The 16,841-nt window shown below is 44.1% G+C and carries 12 protein-coding genes; 9 read left to right on the top strand and 3 right to left on the bottom strand.

From position 1 onward, the window contains the following. Nucleotides 1–66: 66 nt before the first annotated feature. Entirely contained in the window at nucleotides 67–777 is a 711-nt protein-coding gene (locus tag ACYX4W_RS15610; RefSeq protein ID WP_474805985.1) for a DUF8198 family protein, read from the bottom strand. 155 nt (nucleotides 778–932) lie between these two features. On the opposite strand from ACYX4W_RS15610, the gene ACYX4W_RS15605 reads away from it, so the two are divergent. The 4 genes from ACYX4W_RS15605 (at nucleotide 933) to ACYX4W_RS15590 (ending at nucleotide 6,138) form a co-directional block, all read left to right on the top strand. Then, a complete protein-coding gene (locus ACYX4W_RS15605) occupies nucleotides 933–1,613 on the top strand; it encodes an elongation factor P hydroxylase (RefSeq protein WP_474805987.1) in 681 nt (226 codons plus the stop codon). Beyond that, nucleotides 1,610–2,773 (top strand): ATP-NAD kinase family protein, encoded by a 1,164-nt coding sequence (locus ACYX4W_RS15600; RefSeq protein ID WP_476073780.1) that lies wholly within the window; start codon nucleotides 1,610–1,612, stop codon nucleotides 2,771–2,773. Before ACYX4W_RS15605 ends, ACYX4W_RS15600 begins: the two co-directional genes overlap by 4 nt. A 113-nt stretch (nucleotides 2,774–2,886) precedes the next feature. After that, nucleotides 2,887–3,180 carry a YfcL family protein gene (locus tag ACYX4W_RS15595; RefSeq protein ID WP_474805991.1) on the top strand — a complete coding sequence of 98 codons (294 nt, stop codon included), beginning with the start codon at nucleotides 2,887–2,889 and terminating at the stop codon, nucleotides 3,178–3,180. A 204-nt stretch (nucleotides 3,181–3,384) separates the two neighbouring features. Beyond that, a complete protein-coding gene (locus ACYX4W_RS15590; RefSeq protein WP_476073779.1) occupies nucleotides 3,385–6,138 on the top strand; it encodes a M16 family metallopeptidase in 2,754 nt (917 codons plus the stop codon). 62 nt (nucleotides 6,139–6,200) lie between these two features. Here the strand turns inward: ACYX4W_RS15590 and ACYX4W_RS15585 are convergent, their stop codons facing one another. After that, nucleotides 6,201–6,542, bottom strand: coding sequence for a carboxymuconolactone decarboxylase family protein (locus tag ACYX4W_RS15585; RefSeq protein ID WP_202943007.1), 342 nt, complete (start codon nucleotides 6,540–6,542; stop codon nucleotides 6,201–6,203). 377 nt (nucleotides 6,543–6,919) lie between these two features. Between ACYX4W_RS15585 and ACYX4W_RS15580 the strand changes: the two genes are divergently transcribed. From ACYX4W_RS15580 to ACYX4W_RS15565, 4 genes are all read left to right on the top strand, one after another. Beyond that, complete coding sequence (locus tag ACYX4W_RS15580) at nucleotides 6,920–11,065, top strand: hybrid sensor histidine kinase/response regulator (RefSeq protein ID WP_476073778.1); 4,146 nt, start codon at nucleotides 6,920–6,922, stop codon at nucleotides 11,063–11,065. Between the two features lie 67 nt (nucleotides 11,066–11,132). Continuing rightward, a complete protein-coding gene (locus ACYX4W_RS15575; RefSeq protein WP_476073777.1) occupies nucleotides 11,133–12,440 on the top strand; it encodes a short-chain fatty acid transporter in 1,308 nt (435 codons plus the stop codon). Between the two features lie 182 nt (nucleotides 12,441–12,622). Further along, a complete protein-coding gene (gene zigA, locus ACYX4W_RS15570; RefSeq protein WP_476073776.1) occupies nucleotides 12,623–13,825 on the top strand; it encodes a zinc metallochaperone GTPase ZigA in 1,203 nt (400 codons plus the stop codon). A gap of 1 nt (nucleotide 13,826) precedes the next feature. After that, nucleotides 13,827–14,510: a DUF1826 domain-containing protein gene (locus ACYX4W_RS15565; protein ID WP_476073775.1), complete on the top strand. Its 684-nt coding sequence runs from the start codon at nucleotides 13,827–13,829 to the stop codon at nucleotides 14,508–14,510. A 137-nt stretch (nucleotides 14,511–14,647) separates the two neighbouring features. Here the strand turns inward: ACYX4W_RS15565 and ACYX4W_RS15560 are convergent, their stop codons facing one another. Beyond that, a complete protein-coding gene (locus tag ACYX4W_RS15560) occupies nucleotides 14,648–16,132 on the bottom strand; it encodes an ATP-binding cassette domain-containing protein (protein ID WP_476073774.1) in 1,485 nt (494 codons plus the stop codon). Between the two features lie 151 nt (nucleotides 16,133–16,283). On the opposite strand from ACYX4W_RS15560, the gene ACYX4W_RS15555 reads away from it, so the two are divergent. Continuing rightward, entirely contained in the window at nucleotides 16,284–16,778 is a 495-nt protein-coding gene (locus ACYX4W_RS15555; RefSeq protein ID WP_476073773.1) for a GNAT family N-acetyltransferase, read from the top strand. Nucleotides 16,779–16,841 lie beyond the last annotated feature (63 nt).

The following is a 16,841-nucleotide window of genomic DNA, read 5'->3' as shown; positions in this document are numbered from 1 at the left end:
CTTCATTACCGTCGGCGTAGCGCCGGTGCTCTCGAAGACCTATTATTGCATTTCTGTTTCGGCAACTTATACCTTTGGCAACGGATTATCTTCAGGCAAGATTAAATCGTCACTTAACAATGACTGCATAATTGCTTTTTCTCTTACCAAAACAGGTTGTATAAAGCCTTGCACATCGCCTAGCGCTTTAAATGCATTAAAACCACGCTCTAAAAACTCATGCAGAGCCAGTAAGCCCGCTAATTTGGCTGGACGTCGAGATAGCGAAATCAACATACCTATACCACGAATCTTTATTACGTCAGAGAGTTGATCGCCCAAGTGCGAAATTATGTCGATTTGATGCGCTCTGTCTTCCATCCTGCCCACATTGCGATAAGCCAAAGCGTAGTTGTCTCGGTTAATGGGCTCCCCAGGAAAATGACTTTGTAAGTACTGGGCCACTGCCATATCCAAATCGAATGATAGTGCATTTAGCGATAGGGCATCGTCCATAGCGTTCATGGCTTTGTCTGGCAATACTTTTGCAAGCTTCGGAATAACGCGAACTAAATCAGCGTCGCGCTGGCTAAAATCTTTCGGGCCGTACAATTCATCTACAAAAAACGCCATGGCTTTTTGATAACGTTTTTGCTGCGCCAAATCGTCGTGCGTGACCAGTAAGCGTTCGCACTGCCAATGCTGCAGCTGATGAATGATAGGCATTACTCCCAACTGATTGGCCAAATCACGAAGGGCATTTACCCGGTGAATATGTTTAATTATCTCTTGCGCCAAATGAGAAACTCCCTGTTGAGCTAGTGTGGCTTATCTGCTGTTGTAAACCTAGATTGACCTAAGCAAGCGTGCCTTTCAAGTGAGAAGACAAAGTTTTACTGGTATACTCTGCCGCCATTAGTTTAGCTTGCTTATTTAGATTTTTAATTTACTTAATGAACAGTCAAAGTAGTCAGTCATCATTGAACAATGCCTGTAAAAATGAGACCACTGGCGCACACGCCCCGGGCTTAGAAAAAGACAGCGATGTTCCAACGTTAATATCACTGTTTAATAGCACGTTTGAAGATTTCAATACGCGCTTGGTTTTGGGCGATGATGAACCTATTTACATCCCCGCGGATAACGAAAAGCCTTACCATCAAATCGTCTTTGCTCATGGGTTCTTTTCAAGTGCCTTACATGAAATAGCGCATTGGTGCATTGCAGGCGAAAAGCGCAGACTTTTAGAAGATTACGGTTACTGGTATTGCCCTGATGGCCGCGATGCAGTGCAGCAAGCAGACTTTGAAAAAGTAGAAATTAAGCCACAGGCTATTGAATGGGCGTTTACCGAAGCCGCCGGCAGAAAATTTCAGGTGAGTACGGATAACTTGAATGGTGCTGAGCCCGACAGAGAAGGTTTTACCCGAAACGTGGCTGCTCAGCTAGAAGCTTTTAAAACTAATGGTTTTCCACCACGCGCTGAACGTTTTATACAAGCGCTGTCATCTGTGTTTGGCGAAAGTAAATTAACTGATCCGCCTAGCAGTGTCATGAATAGCACGGCAGCAGTCTCGCGCCAAAACACCGCAAGTAGTGACGTAGTCGATGGGATAGGAGTAAATGCTGAATGAGTCAAATTGACCTTAGCCAATCAACGTCTAATAACAAGCCCAAATTCAAACTGGGTGTTGTGGTAAACCCATTTGCAGGTATTGGCGGAGCGCTTGCGCTTAAAGGTAGCGATGGGGCTGAAATTCGTGAAAAAGCCCTCGCTATGGGAGCAGAGAAAAAAGCTAACGAAAAAATGGCCAAAGCGCTCAGTATCTTAGAAGCGTTGTCGGGGAAATTTACTGTTGTGACTGCGTCGGGCGATATGGGCGAAACAGTTTGTGAATCTCTAGGTATTCCTTATGAGGTAATCTATACGCCTAGTGCTGCACAAACCGAAGGCGAAGACTCAGAACGCGCAGCTAAAGCCATGGTAGATGCCAACGTTGACTTGCTGCTTTTTGCCGGAGGCGACGGCACAGCCCGTAATATCTGTAGTGTAGTCGGCACACAAGTTCCCGTGTTAGGCGTGCCTGCCGGTTGTAAAATTCATTCTGGCGTTTACTGCGTGTCGCCGTCAGCAGCAGGGCAGGTAGTAAGTCAAATGATTGCAGGCGAGCTTGTAAGTGAAATGGACGCCGAAGTGCGTGATATTGACGAAAACGCGTTTCGCGAAGGGAAAGTTATTGCTAAGCATTATGGCGAAATGCGCGTACCGGCAGAACTCACTTACGTTCAAGCCGTAAAAATGGGCGGCAAAGAAGACGAGGCTTTGGTGCTTGATGATATTGCGGCATATGTGAGCGAGATCATGGACGATGAGCCTGACACCTATTTTGTAATGGGCTCGGGCTCTACAGTAGGCGCTGTCATGGAGTTCCTTGGCTTAGACAATACCTTGTTAGGCGTTGATGTGGTGAAGCAAGGTGAACTAATCGCAAGTGATGTGACTGCCAGCGAGCTAATTGCGCTGACTCATGACAAACCCACTAAAGTCATTTTGACGGTTATTGGTGGTCAGGGCCACATTTTGGGGCGTGGAAATCAACAGTTAAGCCCAGCGTTTATTCGTCAAATTGGCAAACAAAATATGCTTGTCGTTGCCACTAAACAAAAACTACAGGCATTAAATGGCAAACCGCTTCGTTTAGATTCAAGCGATGCCGCGCTAGACGCTAAATTAGCAGGCGCTTTTACGGTTATTACCGGCTACAAAGACAAAGTACTTTGCCAAGCTGTTTAAAGGCATTACGCCATACACTAAAGCGAATTTATTGCCTTTAGAACAACGAGGTTTATCTCGACCTGAAAACATAGAGATAAATAACTGAAATTAACAACAGGAAGGAGTAAGACGTGTTACCACCTGCTGCAGCACCAGAAAGTGTCGTTAAAGCTATTGCAGATATTGAGGCATCGCTTGATGACGTGGTAAATCACGGTAGTGATGACGAATTGTTTATTGCCAGCTACTTACAAGGCCATTTCGCGGTAGAGGCACGCCAACTAGAGATGCAAGAAGGCGCTACCATTGCGATGCTTAATGACAAAATGCTCGAAAGCCTTAATAATGCTTTCGCTAACAACGAATTAGACAGTGAAGATGCTCAGCAAGTCAAAGCACTTTGGGCACGGTTAGTCGCAATGTAATTGCGGCTTTCCTTATTTACTTTCTCACAAGAACTATCTCCCCCGCACATCGTTTTTCCTCTTTTACAATCCGTTACAGTTTTCTGCATTACAGCCCTTTATTAACCGCCAGATTAGTTTATGTTTAGTACAGGCGTAAAGCCGCTTTGTGGTGCCTGGCACATTCTGGTGTTCAGCGCAGAAAATAAGATTAAGGATGACGACATGACTGTACTTAAACATCTCACCAAGGGCTTTAAATTAAGCGTGGGTGTGCTGGCAGTAAGTAGTTCGCTGATGGGCTCAGCGTTTGCTAAAAACGATATTAATATCGACTATGAAAAGTTTACTACCGATAACGGGCTAACCGTAATTGTTCATGAAGACCGCAAAGCGCCAGTAGTTGCTGTAGCTGTGTGGTATAAAGTGGGGTCAAAAGATGAACCCAACGGCAAATCTGGGTTTGCTCATTTATTTGAACACCTCATGTTCAATGGTACCGAAAACTATGACGATGAGTGGTTCGGGCCGCTTCAAGAAGCCGGAGCTACAGGCCTCAACGGTACCACAAATTTTGACCGAACTAACTATTTTCAAACCGTTCCAACGCCGGCTCTAGACCGTATATTGTGGATGGAATCTGACCGTATGGGACACCTGTTAGGTGCGGTAACACAAGAGAAGTTAGACGAACAGCGTGGCGTTGTACAAAATGAAAAGCGCCAAGGCGAAGACCAGCCTTACGGAAGCGTATTCACCCATATTTTTGAAGGCTTATTTCCCGTAGGGCATCCCTATCACCACACTGTAATAGGCTCAATGGAAGATCTTAACTCAGCGTCGCTTGACGACGTTAAGGGCTGGTTTAACCAATATTATGGCCCCAACAACGCAATACTGGTGCTAAGCGGCGACATTAACGCCGAAGAAGCCAAACCTCTGGTTAACAAGTACTTCGCTGATATTGAGCCGGGCCCCGCATTGTCTAAGTGGGAAGCATGGGTACCGAAACGTAGCGCAAACACCCGAGAAGTGATCCAAGACAAAGTGCCACAGTCGCGCATTTATCGCCTTTGGGTTTCACCTGAAAACACGTCATCAACTGCAACCGACCTGTTTATCGCTGCAAGTGTGATGGGTGATGGCAAAAACTCACGTCTTTATAAAGAACTTGTTTACGATCAGCAAATCGCTACCAATGCGTCGGTATTTAATTACGAGCTACAAATGGCGTCCATCTTTGGAGTTACGGTTGACGTAAAAGACGGCGTTGACGTAGCAAAGGTAGAAAAAGAGATTGATAAGGTCATTAGCGAATTCTTGCGTAAAGGCCCTAGCAAAGACGAAGTTAAGCTTGTGTCGACGAAACAACGCGCTTCAATTATTCGAGGGCTAGAAGAAGTTGGGGGCTTTGGCGGGAAAGCAGACACCCTTGCTAGCGGGGAGTTTATTGCTGGTGACCCTAACTATTTTAAAACTGAGTTAGACGAGCTAGGAGAGGCGACGCCCAAAGACGTTAAAGCGGCTGCGAATAAATGGTTAAAAGAAGGGTGGCACCAAATCACGGTTGTGCCGTTTATTGAACATACAGCATCAACTGAGAGCGTAGATCGTAGTTCAGGTTTGCCGTCAATTGATGCAGAGACACAACTAAGCTTCCCAGAGGTTACGCAGACCACTTTATCTAACGGTGTGAATGTGGTGTTTGCGAAACGCTCTACGGTACCTTTGGTTAATGTGGCAGTGCAATTTGACGCAGGGTATGCTGCTGATGCAGGTGGAAAGTTAGGACTTGCGAGTTTCACCACACAGATGCTTGATGAAGGGGCGGGTAAATACGATGCCTTGGAACTAGCGGCAGAGCTTGAGCAGTTGGGAACAAATTTAAATGCTGGCTCAAATCTAGACACCACTACAGTTAGCATGTCGATGCTTACCGAAAACATGAAGCCTTCTTTGGCACTTTTGGGGGATATATTAAAATCGCCCACGTTTAAAGAAGAAGAGGTTGAACGTCAACGTGCCCTTATTTTAAGCAATATTGCCCAGCAAAAAACACGCCCTGTAAGTATTGCGCTAACCTTACTTCCACCGCTTATCTATGGTGATGATCATGCCTATGGTATTCCATTTACCGGTACAGGAACTGAGCAAGACGTGAAAGCAGTGACGCGAAGCGATCTAGTTAGCTTTAAAGATACGTGGCTACGCCCTGATAATGCGACAATTTTTGTCGTTGGTGACACTACGTTAGACGTCATAAAACCTATGCTTGAAAAAGAGTTTGGTAAATGGAAAGTAGAAGGCAATAAAGGAACGAAACAAATAGCTGAAGCGTCCATGCCTGAGCAGGGCCAAGCGATTATTATTGATCGCCCAGGTGCGCAACAGTCGCTAATTCTGGCCGCGCATTTAGCGCCACCAACAGGTGCAGACAACAATATAGCCATCAATGCTATGAACCAAACACTAGGTGGCGCTTTCACTGCTCGCGTGAATATGAATTTACGCGAAGATAAAAGCTGGTCTTATGGCGCGTATACCTTTCTTCAAGACGCAAGAGGTCAACGCCCATTTATGGTGTATGCACCAGTGCAAACCGATAAAACAGGGCCGTCTCTACTTGAACTCAAAAAAGAGCTCAATGCATATATAGGGGATAAGCCGCCGATGGCGAATGAATTGGAAAGAGCGCGATTGGATGAAGTCCGCTCGTTGCCTGGTCAATTCGAAACGGCCAATGCGGTAATGTATAGCCTCTTATCAAGTAAGAGGTTCAATAGAGAATATAATTATCCAGAGTCTTTGGTCGATAAGTACAATGGCTTATCTTTAGACGATTTAAGTAGCGCGGCGAAAGAGGTACTGCATCCGGAAAAATTGACTTGGATAATCATTGGTGATGCCGAAAAAATCAAAGCGGATGTTGAAGCAGCTGAGCTTGGACCTGTCAGTGTGCAGAGTATGAATTCACTGTAATAAGCGACACTGCAAAGCAAGCGAAAGGGCCGAAAATTTTCTCGGCCCTTTTTTATTAGGAATTATTCACTAAACTCATCAAATGCACGCAAAGCATCTGCAGCGTACATAAACGATGGGCCTCCGCCCATGTAAACCGACATACCGCACACTTCTTCGATTTCTTCACGGGTAGCACCTAATTGCACTAACGCTTTAGCATGAAAGCCTATGCAGCCATCGCATCGCGTTGCAATACCAATCGCAAGAGCAATAAGTTCTTTCGTTTTTTTATCCAACGCACCGTCTGCGGTCGCAGCCTTAGCCATATCAGAAAACCCTTTCATGACTTCTGGCACGCCTTTTTTAACCTCGGCTAGATACGGATTTAAGCTATCGGTAATTTCTTTATATGACTTTGTCATTGTGTTCTCCTGACGCAAATAAAATCGGGCTTTAATGTCTCTTTTTCTTTCAGCACAAAAGCGTTTAAAAAGAGACTATCTACTGGCCTTGTTGGTTAATGTCATCGTTAATCATATACCTATAGCTTTTGTACGTCATGATTCAGGTCAAGAAGCGTTTATTTGTTGGTGACAAATGCGCCTTTTGTAGAATGGTGAGCGGCGACAACATGCACTAAAGTTAAACAAGTTTAATTAGCTGCTCAATTCTTGATTTGAAGACAACCCCTCTGGTGAACACGAAAAAATTTATACTCTCACCCTTCCGCGTGTTTGCAATCGCTTTTCTAAATGTAGTGTGTATTACTGTTGCGCTCGCATCTGGTTCGAATAAGTTAATGAACGAATATGCGGTCGAACTTTTAACCGCTGAAGATGGCTTTGTTTCATCAGAAATCTATTCCATAGTCCAAGACCGCCAAGGCTTCCTTTGGTTTGGCACAGCAGAAAATGGCGTCATGCGTTATGACGGTCGCAACGTTAAGCTCTTTGAATCGAATAGCGAAGACGGCCAAAGCCTTTCTCATAACGATGCCGGCAACTTAATGTTGGATGCCGAGGGCAATATTTGGGTGGGTACGTGGGGCGGTGGTGTTAACAAATACGACCCTACAACCGGTCAGTATGAGCGCTATTTAAATGTGCCTGATGATACAAATTCTTTGTCATCAAACCGAATTCAGTCACTTTTTCAAGATAACGCAGGTGATATCTGGCTAGGCTCTTACGACAAAGGGCTTAATCGTTTTTTAGGCAATGGAGAATTTCAGCGAGTACAAAAAATACCAGGGGATAAAAATAGTCTTTCCCACAATCGCATTTGGGACATTATTGATAACGATGCCGATAGTCTGTGGGTAGCGACCAGCTATGGGATAAATTTACTCGATAAAAAATCGTTAGACGCCAAGCATTTCTTGCCGGATCCAAAAAACAAAACGGCTACGGGCGCGAATGAAATACGTAGTTTACTTCGTACATCTTCTCATCAGCTATTCGTCGCTACGCAAAATGGACCCTTCTTATTCTTTCCAAGTTCCGGTGTTTTTCTGCCTCAAACGACACGAGAAGGTAAACCACTAAGCCAAGTAAACTCAATGATTGAGGACCATGATGGTCAAATATGGTTCGTCACTACCGAGGGATTGTATCGTCATACCGGAGAGGGGAACTATGTTGAAAAGGTCGACTTTGGTTATGAAAACGGCCTTCGCATAATTTTTGAAGATCATACTAAAACCAAGTGGATTACCAGTGAGGTTCACGGGATTTTTAAATTTTCTCCTCGCGGAAAAATTAAACAAATTAATAGTGAATTACTAACCGCACCAAGTGGTATCGCACTTGATATAGCACTTGATGACAGCGATAAAAATGGCAATAAAAGTGGCGATGTACTCATTGTTACGGCAAACGCCGACGTATTCAAATGGAAAGTGAGAGAAGAGCTTTTGCAAAAAGAATACGACTCGGTATTTAAAGAGCTTGAAGGTTATAAAGAGCGTGGAGTTATAGAAAGACCTATTATCGTGCCGGATCAAGAAGGGTTTCTGTGGGTAGCACAAGATGATTTTGTGGTCAGAGTTGATCGACATACTAAAGCAATAAACCGCATTGAATACCCTAAGACTGACAGCAATTATCGTCAGTTTCGTGAGTTTAGAGCGCTTGAATTAGATAATGATGGCAATGTTTGGATTGGTACTTATAAGCACGGTATCTACGTTTACAATAAGCATTCCGAAAAATTCAAACATCTCACAACCGAAGACGGCTTAACGCACCCAGAAATTCATAGCTTATACAAAGACGCCAGCGGCAATATTTGGGTGGGCACGGGCGGAGGTGTGAATTTGTGGTCAGCTGATAGTGAAAGTTTCACGTTTTTTAGTGGCGCAAAGGGCCAGCAGGGAAGTTTGGTCGATAGCATTGTAGAAGACATACACCAAACGAATGATGGAGAAATATGGATAGCTACCCAAAGGGGGTTGTACCAGTATTTCGCCGAGTCTAAAACCTTCAAGCATTTTAGTGAGAAGAATGGGCTGCCCACCACCTTAATAAGAGCTATCGCTGATGGCGAGGACGGCAGGCTGTGGCTTACCACCAATAAAGGTGTTTTTCTTTATAATCCCGACACACAAAATGTTATTAGCTACAACAGTAATACAGATTTGGCAGGCAAAAACTTTTACTCTGATAGCTTAATTAAAGCGGGTGAAAATACCTATTTTACGAGTAGTCAGCGGGGGGTAGAGTACTTCAAATATAACCAAGAGCAAACCGATGCTGTTAGCGCAAATATAGTTCTTACCGGTTTTAACAAAATGGGGGAGTCAGTAGAGCTTAATAAGCCACTGTCCTATGTTACTGATATCAACCTTTCTTATGAAGATTACTTTTTTTCATTAGATTTTGCGATTTTAGATTTTTCAGACCCTAAGCGTGCCCGCTTTGCTTACAAGTTAGAAGGGTACGATGAGCAGTGGATTCATATTGGAAATCATACTTCGGTGTCGTTTACCAACTTAAATGGTGGCGACTACAGGTTGCTCGTAAAAGCCATGAAACCCAATGGTGAGTGGGGTGATGATACTCTATCATTGAATTTACATGTGGCAGTAGCACCATGGAAAAGCTGGTGGGCATACACTATCTACGGCTTATTTTTGATAGGTATGGTTGTATTAGTGATTTACCTGCGCACCCGCCTACAGCAAACCGAAATCACTAAACAGAAACGCTTTGTTCAAACACTAGAACAGCAGGTATCTGAAAAAACTGCGTCGCTAAAAGCGCAGGCGAACGATTTAAAACAAGCGCTTGAACGTGCCGAAGAAGCCACGAAGTTGAAGTCTGAATTTCTTGCCAATATGAGCCACGAAATTAGGACGCCGATGAATGGTGTTATAGGTATGCTTGGCCTGTTGAAAAAAAGTGACCTGACAGCAGAACAAAGCCAGCGCGTGAGTATTGCTAAAACCAGTGCTAACTCGTTGCTTGTGCTTATCAATGACATCCTGGATTTTTCAAAGATAGAAGCGGGCAAGCTTGAGCTAGAGTCAGTGGATTTTGACTTAAGGGAGTTAGTGGAAAGTGTTGCACTATCAGTAGCGCACTCAGCACAAGAAAAAGACCTAGAACTAATCGTTGATCTCTCTGAAATCAGCGAAACAAAGATATATTCAGATCCAAACCGAATTCAACAAATTCTGACTAACCTCTTAAGCAATGCCGTTAAATTCACTGAACAGGGTGAAATTTACATTGCAGCAAGGTTACTTCCAAGTGATGTTGAAAATGAAGCTATGCTGCGCTTAACTGTAAAAGATACGGGAATAGGCATCCCGGAATCCAAACTTCCTCATTTGTTCGACGCCTTCACCCAAGTAGATGCGTCTACAACGAGGCGCTTCGGCGGCACAGGACTTGGTTTAAGTATTACAAAGAATTTGTGTCATTTATTGGGTGGTGACATAAGCGTTGTGTCAGAGCTTGGCAAAGGTAGCTGCTTCAACGTTATATGCAAAGTTACGGGCTCGAAGGAAAGCACGACACTGCAACCTGAACTTGTTAAAGAAAACACGCGTTGCTTAATAGTGGATAACAATGCCTCAACAAGGCATACCTTGCAAAACCAGCTTGGGCTTTGGGGTGTGAATGCATTAACTGCATCTTCACTAGAAGAGGCTGCAGCGCTTTACTTAGCTGATGAGATTAGTGAACAAAATCCTTTAAGTATTGATATTTTGTTTTTGGAAAAAGTCGTTGATGACCACGAGCAAGACAATCACTTACTGAACCTTAAGGGTATGGCTAACTTGAAACACTGTCGTACTATTCTTATGACCAAATTAAGCGATGTCGATAGCTACAGCGAGTTTAGAGGGATGCTCATTGATGAGTGTCTGCCTAAGCCGATAACGACCTCAGATTTACTAAGAATACTTGAAACCACGGTAGGTAAACCCGGTACACAAAACGATGTGCATTCACGGCAGTTGGTTATAGGTACTGCAGACTTTGTAGAGCAACATCCAGATGAAGACCTAGCAGAGCAGGAACCTAAGAGACGCTTACTTGATATCGAAGCAATACGGATTTTGTTAGTTGAAGATAATGCGATAAATCAACTGGTTGCTACTAATGCACTCGAAAGCGAAGGGTATCAGGTGGATGTAGCTAATAATGGACTAGAAGCGTTAGATATGTTGAAGAACAGCAAGCCTGAAGCACAATACAGCGTAATAATTATGGATTGCCAAATGCCCGAAATGGATGGGTTCGAAGCAACGAAATGCATCCGTGAAGGTGCGGCAGGAGATATCTATAAAAGTACGCCTATTATAGCGATGACGGCCAATGCCATGCAGAGCGATAAAGATATGTGCATGGCAGCAGGTATGGACGACTTTCTAACAAAGCCTATCGATCATCAAAAAGTAACTTCAACCTTACAGAAGTGGCTAAGCAAAATTAACTAGCCTCTCGCCAACGAGGAAGTAAACGCGTTAATATGCAACAAGTTTTTAACAAGTTGTGAGAGCGTTAATGCTAAATCGTGCATCAAAACCCTTCGTAAAACTCGTCGAAAGATATCTTCCCGACCCTTATATTTTCGTTTTATTGTTAACGCTCATAACGCTTGTCTTTGCGGTGGTCATTCAAGACCAATCACCACTTACCACAGTTCAACAGTGGGGCGACGGCTTCTGGGGGTTGCTAACTTTCTCAATGCAAATGCTCTTGGTATTAGTAACCGGGTTCATGCTGGCATGCACGCCGCTAGTCAAAACGCTGCTGGAAAGTCTCGCCCGTCTAGCTAAGAGCCCAGGAAGCGCTATTGTACTGGTTACTTTAGTGTCGCTTACAGCCAGTTGGATAAACTGGGGCTTCGGGCTAGTAGTAGGTGCGTTGTTCGCCAAAGCACTTGCAAGAAAAGTGTCAGTAGATTATCGACTATTGGTGGCGAGCGCATATTCAGGTTTTGTCGTATGGCATGGCGGACTGGCGGGCTCTGTACCGTTAACTATTGCAACACCGGGCCATTTTTCAGAGGAACAAATAGGCGTAATTGGTACCAGCGAGACGATTTTTAGCGGCTTCAACTTACTGTTGTTGGCAATAATGTTTGTAGTTGCTCCCCTTGTGAATCGCTTAATGCTACCTCCTAAATCTGAAAGCGTAATTGTGGATAGCGCAAAGCTACAAGACGATGCTTTACCTTCAGCAGAAAACGAAAGACCCGCTGATAAACTTGAAAACAGCAAAGCACTTGGTTTACTTGTCGGTTTCGCTGGGCTTGCTTATCTTACAAATTATTTCATTTCTGGCGGCGGGCTAAACCTAAACATCGTTAATACGTTATTTCTTTTCCTTGCTATTGTCCTTCACGGCACGCCACGCAATGTATTGCATAGCTTGCAGCAAGCGGTTCAGGGCGGCAGCGGAATTGTAATACAGTTTCCGTTTTATGCTGGCATCATGGCGGTTATGGTGCAATCTGGGTTAGCGCAGACTATGTCAGAATGGCTAATTAGTTTTGCATCTGCAGAGTCGTTGCCCGTATGGAGTTTTATTAGTGCAGGCATTGTTAATATTTTCGTACCTTCGGGTGGCGGGCAGTGGGCGGTGCAAGCCCCTGTAATCCTCCCTGCGGCTGCTGAACTGGGTGCGGAAGTAAATAGGGTAGCAATGGCAGTGGCGTGGGGCGACGCTTGGACGAACTTAATTCAGCCGTTTTGGGCACTACCCGTACTTGCCATAGCTGGCCTAAAAGCCAAAGATATTATGGGGTTTTGCTTAGTTCAGCTTATCGCAACAGGCGTTATTATTTCCTTGGTTTTGCGATTTGTATAAGTGCAGTGCACTTCAGACCTGAAAGGAAATGGCTCTTTCTTCGATAACATTATTGTCAACTCGTTCTCGCTGAGTATTACTAGCGTTTTGCAATAAATTAATCATATCGTTATTTTCATTTTAATTGTTATGTTATAACATTTATTAAATTCGAGATTTAAAATGAAACTTAGCGAGTCGTTATGTCAATTCAAACTCAGCTTCCCGTTACCGTACTATCGGGCTTTCTAGGCGCCGGTAAGACCACGGTTCTAAACCATATTCTGAATAATCGTGATGGATTGAAAGTGGCGGTTATAGTCAACGATATGAGCGAAATCAACATTGATGCCGCTACCGTGAAAAACGAGGTTAGTTTTAATCGAGCTGAAGAAAAGCTGGTTGAAATGAGCAACGGTTGCATTTGTTGTACGTTGCGAGAAGATTTACTTGAAGAGATAGAGCGTTTAGCGCACGAAGGGAAGTACGATTATTTGGTCATTGAGTCTACGGGCATATCGGAGCCGCTACCAGTGGCCGAGACTTTTACTTTTGCCGATGAAGACGGCAAAAGCTTATCGGAAATCTCTCGTCTCGATACCATGGTCACGGTTGTTGATGCATTGAATTTTCTTAAAGACTATGACGAAGCTAAGTTTCTCAACGAAGTGGGTGAGAGCTTGGGTGAGGAAGACGAGCGAAGCGTGGCAGATTTATTGGTAGAGCAAGTGGAATTTGCTGACATTTTGCTAATAAGCAAAATTGACTTGGTTTCTGAAGAAGATTTGGCTCGCCTTAAAAGCATCCTTCAAACCCTAAATACCGAGGCTATTCAAGTTCCTATTGAGCATGGGAAAGTACCTCTAGATAAGGTATTAAACACAGGTCGGTTTAGCTTTGAGCGTGCTCAGCAATCGCCGGGTTGGTTGAAAGAAATGCGTGGCGAACACGTGCCAGAAACCGAAGAGTTTGGTATCAGCAGCTTTTCGTACGAAGCAAGACGTCCGTTTGACCCGCAGAAGTTTTATGATTTTATTCATAGTAAAGAAATAGCTGGCAAATTAATTCGTTCAAAAGGCTTCTTCTGGCTGGCAACGCGCCCACAGCTTGCAGGCAGTTGGAGCCAGGCTGGCGGCATGGCGAGATACGGAGCCGCTGGATTGTTTTGGAAAGCCGTACCCAAAGAGCAGTGGCCTGAAGACCCTGACTACCTTAAAGCCATTGAAGAGCAATGGATGGAGCCTTTCGGTGATATGCGTCAAGAGCTAGTATTTATTGGGCAAGGGCTTAATAAAGAGGACATAATCAGGCGCTTAGACAGTTGCTTGTTAACTGATGAACAGCTTATTCAAGGCCACCATGTTTGGGCTGAAATGCCTGACCCATTTCCTGCGTGGGAGCACTAGCATGCAGGCGTTACAAGACCACATTACTTCCTTTGAACATAGCAACTCTTGGCGTTCAAGCGCCGACGCTATAGTTCTGGGCGATATTTTTGAAGAAGGGGTTAGCGTTACGGTATGGAATAGACCCGAGGCGCCGCTCATCTCCCAATATTATGGCGAGGTTTTTAAATCACTAGGAATGGGTATTCGTGGTGTGTTTTCTGTTGCTTCTCTAAGGAAGGAAATTGCCACGCTTCTACCAGGCGAAGAAACCAGTATTGGAAAACAAGCCGCCATTGATGATATTTATCTGCTTTCTGACATGCTTACCACACTATTTGATTGTGACAGTGTAGGGGTAAGACTCGTGCCCCTATCTTCGGCAATGTGCCCCAGCTTTCACGTAGACAATATTCCTGTTCGATTGGTAAATACTTATTTAGGCGAAGGTACTGAGTGGTTACCTAAAGAAAGGGTGGTAACTAGCCCGATGATTGGCCTTAACGAAGCGAATACGCAAGGGCTTACGAAGAATAGGCTAGGGCAGCGCTACCAAGAAAGCAGCATTAAACAAATGAGTGCTTTTGATGTGGGGTTACTCAAAGGAAAGTCTTGGCAAGGTCATGAAGAGTTTGCCGCCGTACATCGGTCTTGCAAAGTGCAGCCAAATACTCAACGTGTGCTGCTTACTCTAGACCCAATGTAGTTTCAAAAAGAGTACTGCATTGAATATGAGCCAGATGCAGATTTTAAGCGCTTTTAATGCATTTCTACCATTTCTTTGGCGCTATCACTCTTTTTCATGAGTTTTCCCTTGTGATAGCGCCTTTTTCTTCTCAGATTTTAGTTTGCAACATTGTAGTCTTTCATATTCAGGGTGTTGCGAATGCTGGGAATGCATTCCTCTGGGTTGTGATTAACATACAGCAGCGTGCTGGTGCCAGCCTTTGCCAATATATCAATAAGCTTAAGTGCCTTTTGGCGGTTGAAGTCGTCTAAACCGTTACAGGGTTCATCTAATATAAGCAGTGCAGGGTGTTTTACCATAGACCTCGCTATAAGCACTAATCGCTGATCGCCAAACGATAGCGACTGAAACGGTGTATTCTTCTTCTGTTGTAAGCCCAGTACAGCAAGCCATTGTTCTGCTACGTTTCGCTCAGCCAACGTTGGGCGGGTGTATAGACCAATGCTGTCGTGAAAGCCAGAAATGATTACATGTTCAACACTTGCGTTTACTTTGTATTGCATGTGCAGCGCATTCGACATAATTCCAATGTGCTTCTTAATATCCCATATGCTCTCGCCAGTCCCCCGTTTTATTCCAAACATTGTTAAGTCGTTGGTATAACAATGGGAATTATCACCAGTAAACATTTGAAGCAAACAAGTTTTACCTGACCCGTTCGGGCCCGTTATCTGCCAATGCTCATTTTTATTAAGCGTAAAATTAAGCTTTTCAAATACAGTACGTTCATCGAAACGCACAAAGCCGTCATTCAGCTCGATTAAGGTATGGGGTAGTGAATCAAGTTCACTGGTTGACTCCTTGCGATTTGGGTCGCTGCGGTTTGGAGCATTAGCGTTTAGCGCTGAGGGTACATCGATATCATCAGACTCCAGCGCAAACCAAGTGCTTAACTCTGAGCGCAAGTCATCATAGTTAAGTGTGCCGTCAGATTTCCACGTAATAGCTAGATCATCCATCACAATGAGTTGTGCGTGAAGGCCCTCAGGAATGTCTGCAAGCTTGTTGGCGGTCAACGCCAGTGCGGCTTGTTGTTGAGAAGCAAGAAAGCGACTAAATGCGTTAACAGCTTCCACATCTAAGCCTTCGAAGGGTTCATCAAGCAAAATAATTGCAGCGTCGCTCAACCACGCCAGCATGATAATTACCTTGCGGGTTTCTCCCGTAGACAGCGAAAGAAACGCACTATCAAGTATATGTTCAATTCTCAGCGCAGAAGTAAGTTCGCTGTAATAAGGGTGATTTTGATAATCCTCATTGGTGCGTAAGAATAACTCGCGTACCTGTGTTGGCTCAGCGATTACATCTAAAATATCCGCACTGTCTTTTTGCTTTTCTTGTTCAATTAATGCCTGTTGTTTAAATACTGATACTTCCGCTACAAGAGAACTACTCTCGCGAATACCGCTTTCTACTTTACCGTTACCCGCTAGTGATGAAATTAAGAGCGACTTCCCGCTACTATTTCTACCTGCAATAATGTAGTGCGAGGGTGGTTTTTCATTATTCAGTGTTAACGAAAATGCAGGGGTAATATATTGATTAGAAAGCTTTGTTTGAAATTCGGAAAGATACAGCATTATGATTGCGAGTGGGTAAGAAGTAGAACTATTGTGAAGTTTTCTGTTTACCTGTCAATGGTGAATAAGACTTTCTGAAGACGGAGTCAGCTGGTAAGTTAGTCTTATGAGCTAAGCGCTACACTCTACAGTCGACTAAGGGAATAAATTTTTGAGCAAGGTAGAACTGAGAGATTTTAAAATGGGCGATGTGGGTAGACTGGTAGATATTTTAAATCAACCGTCGGTCACTCAATACCTTTCGACAAAAATTCCCAGCCCTTATACAAGAGAAGATGCTACGTGGTGGGTTCAAGAGGGTAGTACCCAAGGCTTTATAAGAGCTGTTGAGTATGAGGGCGAGTTAGTAGGGTGTATTGGTGTTAACCGCGGTCATTTTGAATATGAAAGGTCTGGAGAGGTTGGTTACTGGCTTTGTTCATCACACTGGCGAAAAGGCATTATGCGCGATGCACTGCGCCAAATTATTGCCCTTACTTTTTCAGACACAAATATAGAACGCATTTTCGCCTGCGTATTTTCATCCAATTTTGCTTCGCAAAAGCTGCTGCTAAATGCAGGGTTCAAGCAGGAAGCGATATTGCAACGCGCCATTTTCAAAGATGGACAGTTTTACGATAGCCATATTTTTACCACCTTGAGATAGCTAGAAGGTAATTCCCCAATAAAGTGTTTATCTGAGTCTGAGAAAACAACCTTCGAAAGGTGG

This window comes from Alteromonas sp. ABH4_454 (assembly GCF_056311775.1).
The sequence above is the reverse complement of the archived record's forward strand: the minus strand, read 5'-3'. Positions and strand labels throughout refer to the sequence as shown.

Bases quoted from the DNA above. Each gene is read 5' to 3' on its own strand.
- ACYX4W_RS15575 (WP_476073777.1), top strand. From the start codon at position 11,133: ATGCTAAATCGTGCATCAAAACCCTTCGTAAAACTCGTCGAAAGATAT.
- ACYX4W_RS15605 (WP_474805987.1), top strand. From the start codon at position 933: ATGAACAGTCAAAGTAGTCAGTCATCATTGAACAATGCCTGTAAAAAT.
- ACYX4W_RS15565 (WP_476073775.1), top strand. From the start codon at position 13,827: ATGCAGGCGTTACAAGACCACATTACTTCCTTTGAACATAGCAACTCT.
- ACYX4W_RS15560 (WP_476073774.1), bottom strand. From the start codon at position 16,132: ATGCTGTATCTTTCCGAATTTCAAACAAAGCTTTCTAATCAATATATT.
- ACYX4W_RS15590 (WP_476073779.1), top strand. From the start codon at position 3,385: ATGACTGTACTTAAACATCTCACCAAGGGCTTTAAATTAAGCGTGGGT.
- zigA (WP_476073776.1), top strand. From the start codon at position 12,623: ATGTCAATTCAAACTCAGCTTCCCGTTACCGTACTATCGGGCTTTCTA.
- ACYX4W_RS15585 (WP_202943007.1), bottom strand. From the start codon at position 6,542: ATGACAAAGTCATATAAAGAAATTACCGATAGCTTAAATCCGTATCTA.
- ACYX4W_RS15600 (WP_476073780.1), top strand. From the start codon at position 1,610: ATGAGTCAAATTGACCTTAGCCAATCAACGTCTAATAACAAGCCCAAA.
- ACYX4W_RS15580 (WP_476073778.1), top strand. From the start codon at position 6,920: ATGAACGAATATGCGGTCGAACTTTTAACCGCTGAAGATGGCTTTGTT.